Genomic DNA, 18,869 nt, shown 5'->3' with positions numbered 1-18,869 from the left:
CGCATGGATGGGGAGCGGTAAATCGGTTCACTGCCGGTGGCGCGCCCAAGCCCGCTCTTGTTCCGCGAGTGGCGGCGGCGTTCGGTCTTCGATCACCGATGAAGGTACGCCGGGCGGCGTCGCAACGTTCCCCGATGCCGCATGCCTTCGGCGGCATGCACGCCGTGGTGACCGTCGCCTGATCCTCCGGCCGCAGATTAAGGCCAGGGACCGCGGTGACCGCCGACCGCGGCGAGGACCAGGACGAGGACGTCTTGGCGCTGGACCTGGCGGAGCTCGACGAGCTGCGGTGAGCTGGTCGGCGAGGTTCCTGAGGGCCTGCCGTAGTTCGTCGGGTGATGGATGGTGAAGGGCCATCCCAGAGATCAGCCGAGTCGATCAGCTCGCCGCCGATTCACTCCTATGTCCGGACGTGCAAGCGCCTGCGAGGTGGGCTTCCTTCGCCGGCATTGTCCGGATCAGGTGTTGGAGGTCGCCTTCCGGTCTCAATCACACCTTCTGGCCTCTCAGCGCGACCTTCGACGACGCCTTTCGAGAGAACCGTAGCTCTCTCTACCGCACGCCGCTCCGGTCGAGCTCCCTCGCTCGCCCCGCAGGCTTATGTCCAGAATACTCTCGTCCGTATTGGGCGGATGGTATGAGTAGTGCAAAATCTCGCTGGGGCTCGAGGTTGCGTTCAAGATCGTGATGTACGAGTTTTCCCTGGTGACAGGCGCGGCGTCGTGAACTGAGACGGCCACCGCGCCACCTCTTACCGGCTGGGGTGTCCACCCGGCGGGTCGACAAGCTGGTGGAGCAGCCGCCCACGGGAAGGTTGAGCGCTCTCCAAGATCGTGGACGCGGGCGTCTCGTCCACCCGCGATGATCGCGTGGGCCTGGCCGAACCTGCCCGAAGTCACGGAGTTCGCGACTACCGAGGACGGGGAGAGCTCCAGACCGGCGGCAGCGCAGCGAGCAGCGACGTGCGGGCGTCACGACGTACCGGGCAACAGTGTCGGAACGGATGCCAACCGCGGGAGGAATTGCCGACTATGGGATGAGTTGCCAACGATTTTCTTGATCCACAGCCAGAGCCACCCCCGGATACACCATGATTCAGGCGACAGCAATGACGCCCCTGCAGGCGCTTGGACATCTTCGACGAGGTCGAGAAAGGCCTCGAGAGGAGCCTTGGTGAGATCCACGATGATGAGCGCTCTGGCGGCGGTAGTGACCGTCGCCACGCTCGGCTTGACGGCGACCCCTGCATCGGCATCGCCCGATGGCACCCTGCGCCTCAGCCAGGATGCCGCCGGGCAGGTGGCGATCCAGCAGGGTGCGACGCTCCGTGCCGGGCTCATCAATGTCAACATCACGAGCGCGTACACCAGCGCCGACCCCGAGACCTTCCGGCTCCGGAACGGTGCGACGCTCCCGCAGATGGACGTCAAGATCACCGAGGCCGGCAACTGGCAGGCCGACGCCGCCAAGGCCGCGGAGGCGATGCGGTGGTTCGTGGACAACACCACCTTCTACGGCGGTCTCAGCGCCGTCGGCCAGGTGTCGTACAAGACGGTCCTGTCGGCCGGCTCCTACTATGCGGCGCAGGTCAACAACCCGTCGGCGACGGCCCGGACGTTCCGGGTGGTCGGCAACGCGCACGCCACCCTGCCGGCGACCGACCAGTCCGTCTCGATGCAGGAGCCCGACCGGTTCGTGGTGAGTGGCCCCGGCGGCAAGCTGCACCGCGGTCCGCTGCGGATCTCCAATAACTCGGGTGAGCTGCATTTCGCGCAGTTCGTGCAGGTCCAGCCCGGCACGACGGACGCCGACATCACCGCCTGGTTCGCCGGCGGAGAGAACCCGTCGGTAAACGGCGGCGCGGTGCTGAACTTCGGCACTCAGTCGCCCGGCCGGGCATCCGTGGTCGACGTCACTCTGCCGAGCGGCACATACGCGCTGCTCGACTACATCCCGGACACCACGACGGGGATGCCGCATGCCTTTGGCGGCATGCACGCCGTGGTGACCGTCGCCTGATCCTCAGGCACGAGGCCGAGTGATGGAGCGGGTGTGATGTCGCCCGTGGTGCCGCGTAGCGATCACCATGTTCGCTCGGTGTCTCCCACATGGTGGAGGGTGCGACCTTCAGCCCGAGCACCAGCAGCTCGGGCTGAGCACGCTCCGGTATCACCGACTCGGGTTCTCGCGGACCGGGCGCAGCATCAGGACCCGGACGGAACGCACCGTCGGTGGCCGACCCGGCCGCTTCGGCCGGGGACCGGGCAGCGTACCGACGCCGGACAAGGTCACGGTGCCAACGCGACACCGGGTCCGGACGCACCAACAGCCTCATCCGGCGCAGCGCCTCGGGCGTCAGGCGGTGCAGCAGGGCCACCACGAACGCCCGGTCCGGCGGTGTGAACCGCACCTCCTTCTCGCCCAGCTGGCGCTCCAACCCCGCGAGCTGATGCCCGGGCGGCTGGCGACGCTGGGCGGACCAGATCCTCGAACCGACGGTCGACTGGCGCCGCATGCTCGCGGGCGCCGTACGGGAGGCGGTCGCCTGGGCCGCCGGGGCGGTCGACTACACCTACCGGTGACCGTCCCGCCGCACCGCCGCCCTGCGCGGCATCGTGCCGCCGAGCCTGCGCCGCCACTGCCGGTCGTCGCGATCGTCATCGACACCTCCGGGTCCATGAGTGAGGACGACCTCACGGCGGCCCTTGCCGAGGTCACCGGCGTAGTGCGGGAGGTCGGCGTCGGCGGCGACCGGGTCAGCGTGCTCGCCTGCGACGCCGACGTGCAGACCGCGGCCCGGGTGACGTCCGCGCAGCAGGTCGCACGCGCGGGCGGCGGCACCCGGCGGGCACCTCCCGGAGCAGTGACCCGTCACTGAGCAGTCCAGCCTCAGGGTTCGTCGGCCACGTCGTCGACGTGATCGTAGCCGTAGGTGTGCGTCAGCCCATCGCCCAAGCCGAACGGCGGCGGACATCCGAAACCCGCCACCCACACCGACTGTCGCCGCCACCGGAGACAGGCCCGCCGAGCGCCCACGCGCCGTGTCCCTCCGCAGAGAACCCGGTCATCGGGGTGTCGAGGACGGTGACGTATCCGGAATGTTAACGCGGTAACTGCCACTTGACACCCACCCTGCATTACGAACAGTCCACAACGTGGCAATCGGCCACAACGCAGCAGCTTGCATCGCTGCGAACAATCGAGATCAAAGGACGTTCCCCTATGTCCTGGGAGCTGGAAAATAGAAGGAACCGAGGCGTCATCCGTCCCGAGGGGACGGGCTGGCGCACCGGTTTCCTGACCTCGGAGGGGTCAGGGGCCTACGAGGCCATGGTGAAGAGTCCTCGTGGGTCCGCCCTGATCCTTGACTGTGACGGGACGCTGTGGGCGAGTGGCGTCAAGTGGCCGAACTGGCCTGAGATCGCCCCGCGCCTCCGCGGGACGCTCGAGCAGGCAAAGCAGCAGTTCGGCACAGTGGCGCTCCTCACCGGCAGGTCGGTCGAGCAGCTCAGAAGGCTCGGACTGGTCATCCCCGGGATCACGATCCTGGGGCAGTTCGGGGCAGAGTGCCTCGACCGCGACGGCGAGCTCCTCGAGTTGGTCGCCGTTCCGAAGGAACGGTCCAGGGTCGTCAACGAGCTGCGCGGGAAGCTGGAGTACTTCGGCATTCCCGAGGAGCAGATTGAAATGAAGTCTCACGCGGTCGCCGTCCACTACGCCGGCGACACTGACCCGGAGAAGGTCCTTGAGCTGCATCGCTGGCTCAAGGAGCTGGCTGGGCAGGCCGAAATGGCCTTCCTCCCGGGCGACCGGGTGGTGGAGCTGGGACCGTTCGGCGTGGACAAGGGCCGATCGCTCCGGTGGTTCCTCGACCGCGAGACGCCCGACGCGGCGTTGTTCGCGGGCGACAGCGGACCGGACGCATCAGCCTTCAAGGTGCTCCTCGACCGGCGACGGGACAGGGGCATGAACATCGTCAACGTGTGCACGTCCGATTACGGACCACTGCTCAACGAGGCCGACGTCGCCGTGGATGGCTGGGAAGGGATGCTGGATCTCCTCACCGAGATGTGCATCCTCGCCAGCCGATAGCGATGTGTCGTAGCCAACCGGCTGCGGCACAGTCGTAGTACACCTGTGCCCCGGACGTCGAACGTCCGGGGCACACCTACATGGCCCACGGTTCTTCGAATTGGCTTCTCGCAAAGCTGGTCTGCCATGGAAACCTCACTCCATGCAAACGAAACGTGTGCCGCTCGAAACTAGGATCGAGTCGTGCGCCTGTAGGACGGTCTCCACCGCCTGGAAGTCACACGCGGTGATCGCGTGACCCTGGGCGGTGAGGAACTGCCGCCAGGTCGGACCATCCCGGCGGGGCGCCGGATCGATACCGGCGGCGTGCAGGATCTCCCACACCGTGGAGGCCGCGATCGTGCAACCGAGCCGAGCATCCTGGTGGATCGCCGGCACTGAGCGGGGCTGTGGCGATACGTCCCCGCACCGCATGGCCGTAATGTCACGACAAAGCTTGGTCAAGGTTTACATAACTGCAGGTAGGCGCGGCTATTCTGGGAAATCCGGAAGCAAACTCGTCCCCAACCGGAGATGGGTGATGGCATGAAAGCAGCCGGCAGCCTCCGTGGAGAGGCGACCCCAGCGGTCGCCGTCGTCGACGGCGCCGGCACGGTGATCGGCTGGACCCAGGCCGCCGAGGAGCTCACCGGCTACCCCGCCGCCGACATCCTCGGCCGCCCCATCGGTTCACTCCTCGCGCCCGACGGCCACGACCGCGACGGTGAACGGCCCGGCGCGCACCTGCCCCGGACGGGATTGATGGAGGTGCGGCGGCGGGACGGCGAGGTGGTCATCGTGCGCGCCGAGGCCGCCCCGATCACTCTGGGCGACGACGCGGGGAGCCGGCAGGAATCCTGGCTGGTGTCGGCGATCCCGGCCACCATCGACCTGTCCACCGGCACCGGCGCCCTGCTGGAGTCGCTCATCAGCAGCTTCCCCGTCGCCATGGCCATCTGGGACAAGAACCTGCGCTGCGTCTGGTTCAACGAGGCGGCCGAGCAGCTCAGCGACGGCTACCCGTACTACCAGATCGGCCGCTCCCTGACCGAGGTCATCGCGGGGATCGACACGGAAGCGGTGCAGGACGCGATGCGCGAGGTGCTCGCCGGCAGCCGGCCCACGATCGACCGTGAGGCCCGCTGGTCCCACGGGAGTCAGGAGCGCGCGCTGTCCATCTCGCTGTTGCCTTTGGCGGGCGCGGACGGCCGGCCGCTGGGCGTGTGCTCGGTGGCCCTGGATTTCAGCAACAGCAAGGCGCGGGATCACCTCGACCTGCTGCGCGAGGCCGGCGTCCGGCTCGGCAGCACGCTGGACGTCATGAAAACCGCCCAGGAGCTGGCCGAACTGGCCATTCCGGTCCTCGCCGACTACGTGACCGTCGATTTGCCGGAGGCGATGCTGCCCGGCACAGAGCCGCTGCAGCGGCCGGCCGCGACAAGGACCAGCAGCCCCCTCTTCCGGCGGGCCGGCGTGGCCTCGGTGCACGACGGAGCGCCCGAGTCGCTCTGGGAGCGCGAGGAGACCGTGTTCGTGCCACCGCGATCCCCGTTCACGGAGGTCCTGCACTCGCACCGGCCGCACTTCGAGCCCGTGCTGGACACCTCGCCCGGTACCTGGCTGGATCTGGACCCCGACCGGGCGCGCACCGTCCACGCCATCGGCATGCACTCGCTGATCGTCATTCCGCTGGAGGCGCGCGGCGACGTGCTCGGCGTCGCGACGTTCGCGCGCACCTCCAACCCGGCGCCGTTCACCAGGGACGACCTGCTGCTCGCCGAGGAGCTGGTCACGCGGGCCGCGCTGAGCCTGGACAACGCACGCCAGTACACGATCTTGAACCACAACCTGGAGCTGCTGGAGGTGGCCGTGCAGCGCGAGCGGCGCTTCACCGCCGACGCCTCGCACGACCTGCGCACCCCGATCACCGGCGCCCGCCTACGCCTGGAGGAAGCGCTGATGGACCCGGACGCGGTCGACTGGCCGCGCATGGCCAAGGACCTGCTCAACGACGTCGAACGCCAGCAGGCGATCGCCGAGGACATCCTCACCCTGGCCCGCCTGGACGCCAACCGACCGGGGCAGCACCAGCGCACCGATCTGGCCGAGCTCGTCCGCACCGAGCTGCGGCGCCGCACACCGGGCCGCGTCCCGATCCGTACCGAGCTGGCGCCGGGCGTGTTCGTCTCCGGCGACCGGCTGCTGCTGTCCAGGCTCTTGACCAACCTTCTGGACAACGCCCAGCGCCATGCCGCCACCGGCGTCACCGTTGTCGTCCGGGCCGAGGACGACACCGCAGTCTTGGTGGTCATCGACGACGGCGCCGGTGTCGCTCCCGAGCACCGCGAGCTCATCTTCGAACGCTTCGCCCGGCTGCCGGAATCACGCGCCCGCGATCCGAAGGGCACCGGCCTCGGCCTGGCCATCTGCCGCGAGATCGCCCACGCCCACCAAGGCACCCTGACGGTCGAGGACCCGGGCCATGGAACGTCTCTGGTACTGCGCATGTCCCTGCTGGCCTGATCGCCGGGCTCCCGGGTGGCTCTGCACGGAGCAGAACTCCCCGACCGGACCCAGCCCCATCGGCGCCGACATCAAGGTCACCAGGCGAGACCGGCTCGACGGCCCGGCGGCGGCCGTACCGGCGGGAACGGCGCGATGAAGGTGTCCCAATAACGATCTACAAAGGATCTCCTGATGACTGTCACCAATCTCAATCGAGATACATACCCTTTAGGGGGGTTATCGCCGTTTGAGCGGTTTGCGTAGATGGCGGGGAAAGGGGGAACCGCCATGACAGACAGCGACGGCCTGGAGGACTGGGCGAGGTATGGGTTCAGCGAGGAACTCGTCAGATCCTTGTTCCACGGGCTGCATGTGGGTCTGTACATGATCGACCATACGGCGAAGATCCTCATAGTGAATCCGTATGCCGAGAAACTACTCGATCGCCCCGCACGGCAGTTGATCGGGGCCGACGCCCATGACCTACTGCACCGCAACGCCGACGGGAGCCCGATCCCCCGCGAGGACTGCCAGATTATGGCCGCGATCGCCGAAGGGGCGTACATCCGCACCGAGGAGACGTGGTTTCACGGCTCCGGGGGCCTGCTCCCGGTGGGTGTGATAGCGGCCCCGCTCCAACTGGGCGGGGAGGAGGACACCGGGGCGGTGGTCCTGTTCTACGACCTGTGGCGGCACAAAGCCGTAGAACAGAAGCAGGCGGCCGCCCTTGAGGCATTGGAGAAGCTGACCCACCGGCTGTCCCTGATGGCCGAGACCAGCACCGTGCTGGCCTCCACCCTGCAGGTGGATGAGGCGCTGCGGCGGCTCTCTCATCTGGTGGTGCCCCGCCTGGCCGACTGGGCGATGATCGACCTGCTCGGCCCCGCCGATGGGGTGGACAGGGTGGCGGTCGTGGCCAAGCGGGGCCGGGGCACCGTCGAGTGCAAGCAGTGGGAGGGGCCGCTTCCGGCGTTGTCAGAGACCTCGCGGTCGCCGATGGCGCAAGTGCTGCGCGGGAATCCCACAATGCTGTTCGGCCCTCAGGATCTGGCCGGGCGAATCGACCTGGATGCGGGTAGCGTCCAGCAGCGGCCGTACGACGAGTTGGGCGCCCATTCGGTCATCGTCGCGCCGCTGCGCACGCCGCACCGGGTGCTGGGCGCGCTCACCCTGGCCCGGTACGAGACCTCCCCGGCGTACGACTCGGCCGATCTGTCTCTTATCGGCGACATCGCCGGCCGAGTCGGCCTCGCTGTGGACAACGCGGACATGTTCGAGGAGCAGCGTCGGTTCGCCTCCACCACCTCTCACGAGCTCAGGACGCCGCTCGCCGGTCTCCGCGCCGGGCTGGAGGAGGCGGTGCTCTACGCCGATGACGTCGACCCGCATGAGACCATCAGGGAGGCGCTGGCGGTCACCGATCGGCTGGAGACGATCGTCGACGACCTGCTGGTGCAGGCCCGGCTCCGCCCCGGAGACCCGGGGGCGTACGAGCCGATCGACTTCGGCGCGCTGGTGGTGAAGGAGGCGGCTGCTCTGCCGGGTGGCGTGCCGGTCCACGTCGATGCCGTCCGGGGCGTGAACGTTCTGGGCAACCGAATCCAGCTGATCCGGGTCATCGACAACCTTCTGGTCAACGCCCGGCGGCATGCGGACACGACGGTCGATGTCACCCTGAGACGCGGGGCGGGCTCGGCCGTCATCACCGTGTGCGACGACGGTGCTGGAATCGCGCCGCAGGACCGAGAGCGCGTCTTCGAGCGCTTCGTCCGGCTGGACGACGGCCGGCGCAGGGAGCCGAGAGGCAGCGGCCTCGGCCTCGCCATCTCGCGCGACATCGCCCACGCCCACAACGGGACCCTCACGATCGAAGACTCACCACGTGGTGCCCGATTCGTCCTTAGGCTTCCATCGACGGACGGGCCTCCGTCCGCTCTCCACACCTCCGCCGAGGGCCGACCACTTCGATGACGGTCGTGCGCGCCGGGCGGAGCCGGCTCGTGATCCACCGAACAAATCGGCATCCTCGCTTGGCCGGTCCACGCCTGCCCCTCGTAGGACGACGGGGTCCGCTGCACGCGCGGGCTCGAGTGCGCAGCCGAAGAGGCCGGGCTAATGCCGGACGCGGACGACGAGCTTGCCGGTGGCGCGGTCGTGCTCCATGTCGTCGTGGGCCTGCGGCACCTGCTCCAGGCCGTCGTAGACGCGGTCCACGGGGAAGGCCAGCCGGCCGGCCGCGACCGCGTCGAGGATCTCCTGGAAGGCCTCCCGGGGCAGGTCGGCGGCGTCGCCGAAGTAGCCCGCCAGGCGCACACCTCTCGGCAGGTACTCGTTCGGGGAGAAGTCCCGCACCGTCCACTGGTTGGACAGGCTGCCGCCGAAGCAGGCCGTGCCGTGCACGCGCACCGCGCGCAGAGTGTCGGGCAGAGTCGGCGTGCCGACGAGATCGAGGGCGGCGTCGACGCCGTCCGGGTACAGCTCGCGCACGGCGGGCGCGACTTCGCCGGTGTCGAGCAGGGGGTGGTCGACGCCGTGCTCCTTCAGCGAATCGAGACGGTCGGCCCGCCGGGTGGTGGACAGCACCGTGGCGCCGCGCCAGGTGGCCAGCGCGGCGGCTGCCAGGCCCACCGAGGAGGTGCCGCCGCGGATCAGTACGGACTGACCGGGCTTCAGATCCAGGCCGATGGTGAGCGAGCCGTAGGCGGTCTGCACCATCTCCGGCAGGGCGCCCAGCACCTCCCAGGGCAGGTCGGTGTCGACGGGGATGACCTGAGACAGCGGCACCGACGTGTACTCGGCATAGCCGCCGTCGTAGGTGCGCCCCATGTCCCCCATCATCGCGACGATCTTCTGCCCGGGGGCCAGCCCGCTGCCGGCCGGGGCCGCGTCGACGGTGCCGGCGGCCTCGATGCCCGGCACCCGGGGAAAGCTGACACCCGCGCTCACACCCAGCCGAAGCTTCAGCTCCGAGCGGTTGAGGCCGAACGCCTCGACGCGGATGCGCACCCAGCCGTCCCTTTCAGGCGGGAGCGGGAGCGTGGTCAGCCGCAGGTTGTCCACGGGGCCGGGGGCGGAGAGCCGGACGGCGCGCATGGTGATCGGCGATGACGTCATGGGCCTGCCTTCTTCCCGAAAGTAGGAGTCGTCAGCGACGATCAACATGCAACCGCTACGGCTTCATTCCTGACTCGCCCCGGTTTCCGCCTTGCGGACAGCAAGAAGGAGCGGACCAGCAGGCGCGCGTGATGATTTCTGACTGGTCGGTACGGGAGCCGTTGCTTTCAGTACGAGCTGGTACTGCCATCGATCGTGATGGTCAGGCCGGGGCGTTGCGCTGCATCGATTCGCTCGGTGAGGGTCTGGCGGCAGACAGGGATAGCTCCCGAACCATTCGTTGGTCATACGAGATCACCAGGCTGGAGCGCCGCCAGGGCCTCGCGCGCCTCGGTGGCCCAATGCGTCGCACCCCACAGCTCGGCGATGGTGACCGCCCGGGCGAAGTGGCCGGACGCCTCGTCATCGCGGCCCAGCAGCAGGGCCAGCTCGCCGAGTGTGTGCGCTACCGGGCGTATGGCCAACGACAGGGTCGTGGCTCCGGCGGGGGGACCGTCACGGTGGGGCAGCAGGGTCGCGTACAGCTCCGCTGCGGCGTCCCTCTCGTCGAGCGCCACCACGGCCATGGCCCGAAGCGTCACGAAGAGCGTGAAGAAGAAGTCGGGCCGGATCGCCACGGCCTGCTTGCGGATCCGCCGTGCGTCCTCGGTCAGGCCGGCCGCGGCCAGAGCCACGGCGAGCAGATCGGCGGCGAACGGGCCATGGTCGTCGAGCAGTGTCCGGGCGGCGGGGGCGAACTCGGCGATGCGTCCGCGCGACATCTGGAGGGCGGCCAGCGCGAGCTGGAGGTAGCCCGCGGCGTGCAGTGAGCCGTGCCGGACCATCCGTTCGGCCGTCTCGGTGTAGAGCTGCTCCGCTTCGTCAAACCTCCCCTCGATGTGCGCGAACGTCGCCAGCGCGCATTCGCAGACACTGACCGCCTCGGCCATCCGGTAGGCGCGGGCCAGCTCCAGCGTCTCGCCGATGAGCCGATGCAGCGCCGGTACGTCGTTCATCGCGGCGGCCGCGTTGGCCTGCATGAGGAGCCCGGTCACGCGGTACGCGGGCAGGTCGTGTTCGATGCCGATCTCGGTGAGCTCCTGGCACAGTTCGGCACGCCCGGGCAGTACGAGGTCGTTCTGATCGCCGGCCAGGGCCGCGATCGCGGATGCCCTCAGCCGGGGATCGCCGAGGGTGGCGGAGAGGGCGAGCGCCTCCTCGGCCGCGTCCCGCACCGTCGGATCGGCCTCGCCGATCAGCTCATGGGTGTAGGCCTCCAGCAACCGGCACCGATCCGCCGGAGTGAGATCGGGCCGCGCGAGCAGGTGGCTCAGCCGCGTCACGATGGGCCGGTCCACGACACCGTACGGGCGGCTCTGCCACGGGGTCGGCTCGGTCCACGCCGTGAACGCGGCGATCATCAGGTCATCGCGGTGGATCGACTCGGCGAACTCCACGGCCCGCTGCCGGGTCTCCCGGGCGGCCGCGATCGCCCCGGCACGCACCTGGGCCCGGAGCAGCCTGCCGAGCAGATCGACGCGCTCGCTCGGATCGCGGTCCTCGCGGGGGATCCGGTCGAAGCTCGCCACCGCGTCGGTGAGCAGGGCGACGGCCACGTCATGGGCGTACCGGGCCTCGGCCAGCTCGGCGGCCCGCACGCCGTACTCCACGGCCTTCGCCGCGGTCGCCGCCGACGCCGCCCGGCTGTAGTGATGAGCCAGCGCCGCGAGCCCGGCCGGATCGTCGCCGCGGCCGGCCCGGTCCAGGGCGGCGGCGATCCGCCCGTGCATCCGGGTGGCCCGCAACCGGCTCACATCGGCGACGAGCGTGTCCCGGACGAGCGCGTGAACGAACCGCACCCGGCCCGGACCGGGTTCGATCAGCAGCCCGGCGATGAGACCGGCTTCGAGCGCGTCCAGCACGCCGTCCTCATCGGTGTCGGCGGCGCCCACGAGCACGTCCACCTCCGCATCCCGTCCGGCGACCGCCGCCAGCCGCAGCACGGCGACCGTCGGCTCGGGAAGCCGGGCAAGCCGACGCCGCAGCACGTCCCGCACCCCTTCGGGCACGTCGGACAGCGCCACCAGGGCGCCCTCGCTGCTCAACAGCCGGGCGCTCTCGCGCACGTAGAAGGGATTGCCGCCGGTCCGCTCGGCCAGCGCGGCCACGGTCGCGTCATCGGTGGCGCACACCCCGCGGACGAGCTCGGCCACGGCCTGCTCCGGCAGCCCCGTCAAGGGAAGTCGCAGCGGCGCGGACCGGGCGAGGACGGCGAGGGCCTCGGTGAACCGCCCACCGACCTCGTGGGGGCGGTAGGCGGCCACGAGGAGAATCGGAGCACGCACCCCGGCGACACCGCTCAGCATCGCCAGGGTCTGGGCGTCGGCCCAGTGGAGGTCGTCGAGGACGACGGCCAGCGGACGCTCCCGAGCCACCGCCGCGAGCCAGGACCACACCGCCCGGTGGAGCCGGAACCGTCCCTCGGTCGCGTCGGCACCGCCCGTACCCGCCGCATCGGTCAACAGCGGTGCGAGGTCGGTGGCGAACTCCCCGGACGGGGGCACGCTTTCGGCCACCCCACGCAACGCCTCTGCCCAGGCCCACGCCGGTGGGGCACTCTCGGCATCGGGGCAGCGGCCGGTGGCGACGAGCCAACCGTCCTGTTCCAACCGCTCGGTCAGACGCCCGAGCAGTGCGGACTTCCCCAGCCCCGCCTCTCCCGTCACCAGCGCGACCCGGGGCCCCGCGGCGGTGGCCGCCGCCGCGGTCGCGACCAACGTCGACAGCTCGGCGTCACGCCCGACGAACGGCTCCGCCGCGGGCGCGGCCGCGCCTGAGACCGCGCCCCGGGCCCGGTCGAGCGGCGGCGCCGGAATCGCGGTTGCCGACGGCCCGACGGGCTCGGTCTCACGCATGAGAACCGATGGCCGGTCTTCCGGGCCAGGTACCGAGGCGCGCAGCACCTCCATGCGCTGCGCAAGGATCGCTTCCTCGAGGGCGGCCAGCTCCGGGCCGGGATCGAGACCGAGGTCCGTCGCGAAGATCTCCCGCGCGCGGCGGAGCGCAGTCAACGCGTCGGCCTGCCGTCCGCTGCCCCACAGGGCCAGGGCGTGCAGTCGCCACCTCTCCTCCCGCAACGGCTCGTCGCGGGTGAGCCGCTCGGCCTCCGGCACTACCGTGGCGACGTCTCCGGCGCGCAGGCCGGCCGCCACGTGAAGTTCCTGTCCGGCCAGCCGCAGCTCGCCGAGGCGAGCCGTCTCGTCGGCGGCCCACGGCTCGTCGGCCACCTCCGCGAACGCCGGTCCCCGCCACAGCCCCAACGCCTCGGCCAGCAGAGCCCTGGCCACCGGGTCGGCGGCCGTGACCGCGCGGGCCTCACTCAGCAGATCCTCGAAGCGCCAGGCGTCCACCGCCTCCGGCGGAAGGCGCAGCGCGTAACCGGGAGGTGCGGTGACCAGGAGCCGGGCGGGAGTCCGCGGCGGCCGTCCTGGCTCCAGCAGCCGCCGCAGGTTGGACACGTACGCCTGCAGGGAGGTCACGGCCCTGGCGGGTGGTTCGCCGCGCCACAGATCGTCGATCAGCCGGTCGACCGACACGACCTGCCCGCGCGCGGCCACCAGCAGGGCGAGGACCCCGCGCTGCCGCGGTCCCCCGAGGGGGACCGCAATGCCGTCGACCTCCGCCGCGAAGGAGCCGAGCACCCGGATCAAGACCATGACGCCGCACATCGTAGTTGCCCGTCCGGTCCGGCCCGGTTCCAAGACGACTCCAAATGACCTCCAAGACGCCCGGCGGAGTCTGTTCACAGCACAGGAACCGACGAAAGGCAGACCCCATGACCGGCATCGGCCACGAGACCGTCAACACCCACGAGATGGTGGTCGTCCACCGCGCCCTCCGCCGCGAGGCGCGGCTGTTCGCCGAACTCATCGCGGCGGTCGCCCCGGGTGACACCACCCGTGCTCGGGTACTCGCCGACCACTTCCGCGACTACCGGCTCGGGCTGCACAACCATCACCACGGCGAGGACGAGCTTCTGTGGCCGCCCCTGCTCGCCCGGGTCGATCTGGACGTCGAGGTCGTGCTCCGCATGGAGGCCCAGCACGAGCGGGTCGCCGCCACCCTCGGCCGGCTCGACGCCGCCATGGCCGCCTGGGAGGAGACCGCCGGAGCCGACGAACGCGACACCCTCGTGGCCGCGCTGGTCGAGCACCGGAAGGTGCTCGTGGAGCACCTCGACGATGAGGAGCGCACCCTCCTTCCGCTCGCGGCGCGGCACTTGTCGGCCCGGGAGTGGAAGGCCTTGGGCGAGCACCTGGTGGCCAACACCCCCAAGCTCACGCTGCTCACGCTCTTCGGCCTCGTGCTCGAGGACGCCGATGCCGACGAACGGACCATGATGCTCGCCGGTCTCCCCTGGCCGGTCCGGATGATCTGGCACGCCGTCGGCCGGCCCCGCTACGCCCGCCGCATCCGGCACGTCCGCGGCTGAACCGCCTCCCGGCGTTCAATCACCTTTCACCAAGGAGAAGATGATGCTCACCCCCATCGCATACGGCCTGGCAATCCTGCTCGACGTCCTCGTCGTCTTCATCGGCGCGCGGTTCCTGCTGGTGCCCCGCGCCGCGGCCGCCGGCTACGGCGTTCCGGCCAGGCAGGACGGGGACGCCGCATACCTGACCATCAAGGGCCTGCGCGACTTCAGCTACGGCCTCCTCGGCCTCGCGCTGCTGGCCTTCGCGGACGCCCACGCCGCGGGATGGTTCATGCTGGTCGTCGCCCTCAACCCTCTCGGCGACACCCTCATCGTCCTGCGTCACGGCGGCACCAAGGCGACGGCCTTCGGCATCCACTTCGCCACCGCCGTGACCGTGCTCGTCAGCGCTGCCCTGCTCTTCGCCATCTGAGCCCCTCGGGCCCCCGAGCCCATGGTTCGCCACTTGAACCCACGGACCAAGGAGTCACACCATTTCGCTGATCGTGGATCCGCCGGGAAGGGGGTACTTTCCCGGATCACTCAACAGGTTCCCCAAGCAGGCCGACGCGGGAGGGCACACCCGATGCTCGACGTAGTCCCCGGCCCGTCCGACCGCGATCAGACCGACGAGGCGGCTCCGGCCCCGCCAGGTGCTCACCAGCACCGGTGCTGTCGAGGTGCGGGCGCCGCGGGCCAACGACAGGCGCACCGCCTTGGTGACCGGCGAGCGCAAGCGGTTCTCCTCGGCGATCCCGCCGCCGTGGTGCCGCAAGAGTCCACGTATCACCGAGGTGTTGCCGCTGCTCTATCTGCATGGGCCGCAAGGAATTGGTCGTGCCCACTCCTCGAGCGACCGGCAGAGACGGTAGCCGCGTGAACACGCCAGACCATCCGACCAGAAGCGGGCGGCAGTGGCCCACCGACAAGCTGAACGCGTTGCGGCTCGGCCAGCGATTGGTCACTGAAGTACCCGCATCCCGGCCCGGTCGGCGAGCGTTCGTCGACATCACCCCGGTCACCACCCCAGCCGACGTCGAAGCTCACCGACAGGGCTGGAAACGAACCGATCGCGCCCGCACCTTCCGCCTGCAGCACTGGGACTACGACGCCGACCGCCTCGACGGCTTCGACTACGACATCGGGGCCATCCTGATCAGGGCCGCGACAGCCGCCGACGAGCCAGAACTGACCGTCGCCCTCCAAGCATGGCAGCTGCGCTCCGAACAGTTCCTCTATCCCTGGCAGACCGACGACCCGACATGACCACCCCAGACCGCCAGCTCAACTCATCCAGGTCTTGACCATTTCTGCCTGTCGCTTCCACTAGTCTCTGCGGGTCCTATGTGGCTTTTATCCGATTGCGAGCGTCATGACGACCCCCACCACAGCGCTCACCCCCCGGCGCACTGACCCCGCCCGGCCGACAGAGCCGGGTGTGCTCACCGCCCGTCCCTGGCTGGTGCCGGTGATCCCGCTCGTGGCCGCGCTGGCGATCACGCTGTGGGGGATCGGCTCGCCCTCGCTGTGGCGTGATGAGGCCGTCACCGCCGAGGTGGCCCGCTTCTCCCTGCACGACACCTTCCGCACTCTGGCCAACGTCGACGCCGTGCACACGGTGCACTACCTGCTGGCCCACGTCATGGTGAGTCTCTTCGGTGGAAGCGAACTCGCCCTGCGCCTGCCCTCGGCCCTCGGCTCGGTCGCCGCCGCCACGGGCACCGCCCTGCTCGGCCGCCGCCTTGCCGGCCCCCGCACCGGCCTGACCGCCGGCCTGATCGTCGCCGCCTCACCCACCATCAGCATGTGGGCCGAGGAAGCACGCTCCTACACCATCGTGACCGCACTGGCCGTCTGGGCCACCTACCTACTGGTCCGCGCCGTGGACGCCCCCACCCGGAGCGCGTTCGCCCGCTACGGCGCCGCCATCGCGGTCCTGGGACTGGTCCACCTGTTCGCCCTGCTCCTGATCCCCGTCCACGCCCTCGCCCTCTGGCGGACGGCCGACCGCACCATCACCCGCCGCTGGCTCGCCGCCCTCACCGCGGCCACCGCGGCCATCACCCCACTCGCCCTCATCACCATCCCGCAAAAGGACCAGCTCGACTGGATCGCCCCGCCCACCCTGCGCGACCTGACCGCCCTGGCCTCCTCCTTCGCAGGCTCATCCCTGCTCATCATCCCCATCACCGCACTCGCCGCCCTCGGCCTGACCCGCCGCCCCGCCCCCTCGACCTCCCGCATCGACCTGCGGATCCTGGCCACCGCCTGGGCCATCCTCCCCCCAGCGATCCTGCTCGCCGTCTCCCTGATCCACCCCTACTACGTCTTCCGCTACGTCCTGCTGTGCATCCCCGCAGTCGCCCTGCTCGCCGCCGCCGGCCTAAGCCGCCTGCCCCTGAAACTCCTGGCGCCCACGGCCACCGCCCTCGCCCTGATCTCCGTCCCCGCCCACCTCGCCGTCCGCGAGCCCACCAGCCGCATGGACGACCTACGCCAAGCCGCCACCATCCTGCGCGACCACCAGCGACCCGGCGACTCCATCGTCTTCCAACGCGGCAGCTTCCGCCGCACCGTCGCCGCCTACCCCGACGCCTACGCCCGCCTCACCGACCTGTCCCAAGCCCAGACCCCCGCCCAGGCCGCCAACCTCAACGGCACCGACATCACCATCGCCCAATTCGAACAACGCCTCGCCCACACCGACCGCGTCTGGTTCCTCAGCAACTACGTCGTCCCCGGCAAACGCGGCCAGGACAGCGCCCTCAGCCGCGCCAAAGTCCCCCTCATCCAACACTCCCCCCACTTCCACCTCCTCCACACCTGGCGCTACCACGGCGGCACCCTCACCCTCTACCAGCACATCTCTTAACCAACCGACACGACAACCCGATAGGTCTCCGACGCGAAACCGCCGACCAACCAGAGCCTCCACGGTTCATCAGGCTGCTCACCCAGTGCGTCACGGGCCGGACAATGATCCGAAGCCAGAAGACGACCATTCCGTTCTCTCCCCTGTCACTTCGAGCAGCGCGAGGTGGAAACCGCTCTCACTGCCGTCCTACCGGTGAGGGCATCCGAAGCGACCTCTTCGGCGGTGAGGACATACCCTCTGTCCTCTTCGTCCAGAGCAGATGCGAAGACCACACCTGAAACGGTTCCATCGAGAGCGAGCAGCGGACCTCCGGACTCTCCAGGAACCACCTGCCCACCGATGACATAGATCTTGCGGACGACCCTGTTCTCCCAGAAGATGTTCCCCCCGCTGACGACCATTCTGGAAATGATCTTGGCTGACGTTGCCGTCACATTGGCACGTCCCGCGTTCTCGACGATGACACCGGCGTCTCCCACACGAGTAGTGGATTGAAAACGCAGCGGAGGAATGTCCAGACCCGGAACACGCAGCACCGCCACATCACGGCCCGGATCGAACAAGACCACCACGCCCGTAAAGCTCCTCCCCCCGGAAACATTCACGGTTACCGATCCGGAAACGCCGGCAACATTGTGGGCATTGGTCAACACCCGCTCTGGCGCGTACACGAAACCGCTGCCTTCCTGGCGCCGGTCACACGACCGCAACTCGGCGACGATCCCCACAACGGCCGCCTCAGCTGCCCTGAGCCGCGGAGAAACCAGTGCCGAGCTACCGCCGGATACCGAAGAACCGTCCGACGAACGCCCAGCGCCGGAGGCAACGGGGGTCCTGACTTCACTGCCGTCATTTGCCCACAGCCCAAACGTCAGCAATGCGAGACCCAGAATGCACAGCCCCAGCGCTACCACCAATCCGAGAACCTCTCGCTTTCTCCACGCCCTGGCGTTACGCGCGGATGGAACGGCCTGAACGGGCTCCGGAGTGATCATCCGCAAGATCCTAACGACGCCACCCATGGTCTGCGGGTTCGCGGTTCAAGTCCCTGCCGGCGCACCCCGTATGACCTGGGCATTCTCGATGATTTCGAGGATGCCCAGTGGTGTTTTCGGGTGGTTTCCGGCCCATGGTCGCTCGATGGTTGCTCGCGAGGCGAAACCCATGATCAACCAGTTGGGGTCCGTCCGGCCTGAACCGTAGATCACACAGCGTCGTCCGCCATCGTCACGACCCGTCGCAGTGGGCGACGATCAGGGAGCTCGGAATCGCTCCACCGCTCCCATAACCGGCAGCGTGGAAATGGTAGTAATCCCTGTTGGGGCTCGGTCGTCCGGACACCGCGGTGCCGCGCGTCGCGATCCGGCCGGGGCCGCTGGTGGCCTGGAGTTCGAAGTACTGTCCACAGCCGTCACTACCGTTGATGCCCGATCCGCCGGACTGAATGACCTGGAACGAGTTTCCCTGCCATGCTCCGACCTGAACGCGGTAGTTTTCGCACCAGGAGTTGTACCTGCGGATCTGAGCGAATGCCAAATTTCCGTAATTGCCGTATCGGACTCGATAGCGGCATTCGGTGCCGGGAAGGCCTTCGATGGTGTTACCTCGCAACAGCGGAGTGAAGACGAGAGGATCGAGCCGGTAGTAGGAGAAGGAGTCGGCTGCGGCGGGAGTGGCCAGGCCGGTCAGAGCCAGGCCGACGATGGCTGCGGAGCTGATGAGAGTACGCGAGCGGGACACGGAGAACCTCCGGATTTTGTACCAACAGCTTGAGCGCCCGCCCCATCCAAACGAACGGAACCCCATCTGGACAACAGTGGTGACCTTCACTGGCCACCGGCACCACGTGCT

General features: G+C 69.2%; 15 protein-coding genes and 1 pseudogene. 11 read left to right on the top strand and 5 right to left on the bottom strand.

Annotated elements, in window-relative coordinates; all coding sequences use genetic code 11:
• Positions 1–1,173: 1,173 nt before the first annotated feature.
• The 4 genes from ACRYCC_RS06435 (at position 1,174) to otsB (ending at position 4,092) form a co-directional block, all read left to right on the top strand.
• A complete protein-coding gene (locus ACRYCC_RS06435; protein WP_433809638.1) occupies positions 1,174–2,019 on the top strand; it encodes a hypothetical protein in 846 nt (281 codons plus the stop codon).
• A gap of 464 nt (positions 2,020–2,483) precedes the next feature.
• Complete coding sequence (locus tag ACRYCC_RS06430; protein WP_433809922.1) at positions 2,484–2,582, top strand: hypothetical protein; 99 nt, start codon at positions 2,484–2,486, stop codon at positions 2,580–2,582.
• A 95-nt stretch (positions 2,583–2,677) separates the two neighbouring features.
• Positions 2,678–2,878: a hypothetical protein gene (locus tag ACRYCC_RS06425; RefSeq protein ID WP_433809637.1), complete on the top strand. Its 201-nt coding sequence runs from the start codon at positions 2,678–2,680 to the stop codon at positions 2,876–2,878.
• A gap of 344 nt (positions 2,879–3,222) precedes the next feature.
• Positions 3,223–4,092 (top strand): trehalose-phosphatase, encoded by an 870-nt coding sequence (gene otsB, locus ACRYCC_RS06420; protein ID WP_433809636.1) that lies wholly within the window; start codon positions 3,223–3,225, stop codon positions 4,090–4,092.
• 135 nt (positions 4,093–4,227) lie between these two features.
• Here the strand turns inward: otsB and ACRYCC_RS06415 are convergent, their stop codons facing one another.
• Positions 4,228–4,470, bottom strand: a complete 243-nt coding sequence (locus ACRYCC_RS06415; RefSeq protein WP_433809635.1) for a hypothetical protein — start codon at positions 4,468–4,470, stop codon at positions 4,228–4,230.
• 147 nt (positions 4,471–4,617) lie between these two features.
• Here ACRYCC_RS06415 and ACRYCC_RS06410 point away from each other — a divergent pair, with 147 nt between their 5' ends.
• Positions 4,618–6,594: a PAS domain-containing sensor histidine kinase gene (locus ACRYCC_RS06410; protein ID WP_433809634.1), complete on the top strand. Its 1,977-nt coding sequence runs from the start codon at positions 4,618–4,620 to the stop codon at positions 6,592–6,594.
• Positions 6,595–6,864: 270 nt separating this feature from the next.
• Complete coding sequence (locus tag ACRYCC_RS06405) at positions 6,865–8,547, top strand: ATP-binding protein (RefSeq protein WP_433809633.1); 1,683 nt, start codon at positions 6,865–6,867, stop codon at positions 8,545–8,547.
• Positions 8,548–8,688: 141 nt separating this feature from the next.
• Here the strand turns inward: ACRYCC_RS06405 and ACRYCC_RS06400 are convergent, their stop codons facing one another.
• Positions 8,689–9,690, bottom strand: a complete 1,002-nt coding sequence (locus tag ACRYCC_RS06400; RefSeq protein ID WP_433809632.1) for a zinc-binding dehydrogenase — start codon at positions 9,688–9,690, stop codon at positions 8,689–8,691.
• A 284-nt stretch (positions 9,691–9,974) separates the two neighbouring features.
• The gene (locus ACRYCC_RS06395) at positions 9,975–13,385 is read right to left on the bottom strand and encodes an ATP-binding protein (RefSeq protein WP_433809631.1); all 3,411 of its coding nucleotides are present in this window, start codon (positions 13,383–13,385) and stop codon (positions 9,975–9,977) included.
• Between the two features lie 119 nt (positions 13,386–13,504).
• Between ACRYCC_RS06395 and ACRYCC_RS06390 the strand changes: the two genes are divergently transcribed.
• From ACRYCC_RS06390 to ACRYCC_RS06370, 5 genes and pseudogenes are all read left to right on the top strand, one after another.
• Positions 13,505–14,161, top strand: coding sequence for a hemerythrin domain-containing protein (locus tag ACRYCC_RS06390; protein ID WP_433809630.1), 657 nt, complete (start codon positions 13,505–13,507; stop codon positions 14,159–14,161).
• 40 nt (positions 14,162–14,201) lie between these two features.
• Complete coding sequence (locus ACRYCC_RS06385) at positions 14,202–14,576, top strand: DUF4267 domain-containing protein (protein ID WP_433809629.1); 375 nt, start codon at positions 14,202–14,204, stop codon at positions 14,574–14,576.
• Between the two features lie 214 nt (positions 14,577–14,790).
• Positions 14,791–14,964, top strand: a pseudogene (locus tag ACRYCC_RS06380) (IS256 family transposase); the annotation flags it as partial.
• Between the two features lie 55 nt (positions 14,965–15,019).
• Positions 15,020–15,409 (top strand): hypothetical protein, encoded by a 390-nt coding sequence (locus tag ACRYCC_RS06375; RefSeq protein ID WP_433809628.1) that lies wholly within the window; start codon positions 15,020–15,022, stop codon positions 15,407–15,409.
• 106 nt (positions 15,410–15,515) lie between these two features.
• The gene (locus ACRYCC_RS06370; protein ID WP_433809627.1) at positions 15,516–17,015 is read left to right on the top strand and encodes a glycosyltransferase family 39 protein; all 1,500 of its coding nucleotides are present in this window, start codon (positions 15,516–15,518) and stop codon (positions 17,013–17,015) included.
• Between the two features lie 146 nt (positions 17,016–17,161).
• On the opposite strand, the gene ACRYCC_RS06365 is transcribed toward ACRYCC_RS06370, so the two are convergent.
• Together ACRYCC_RS06365 and ACRYCC_RS06360 are read right to left on the bottom strand one after the other, a co-directional pair.
• On the bottom strand, positions 17,162–18,013 hold the full coding sequence (locus ACRYCC_RS06365) for a trypsin-like peptidase domain-containing protein (protein WP_433809626.1): 852 nt from the start codon (positions 18,011–18,013) through the stop codon (positions 17,162–17,164).
• A 232-nt stretch (positions 18,014–18,245) separates the two neighbouring features.
• A complete protein-coding gene (locus ACRYCC_RS06360; RefSeq protein WP_433809625.1) occupies positions 18,246–18,758 on the bottom strand; it encodes a hypothetical protein in 513 nt (170 codons plus the stop codon).
• Positions 18,759–18,869 lie beyond the last annotated feature (111 nt).

Source organism: Actinomadura scrupuli (genome assembly GCF_050971785.1).
GTDB classification, from domain to species: Bacteria; Actinomycetota; Actinomycetes; order Streptosporangiales; family Streptosporangiaceae; genus Actinomadura_E; species Actinomadura_E scrupuli.
Note: the sequence above shows the minus strand (reverse complement) of the source record. Positions and strands in the feature narration are given on the sequence as shown.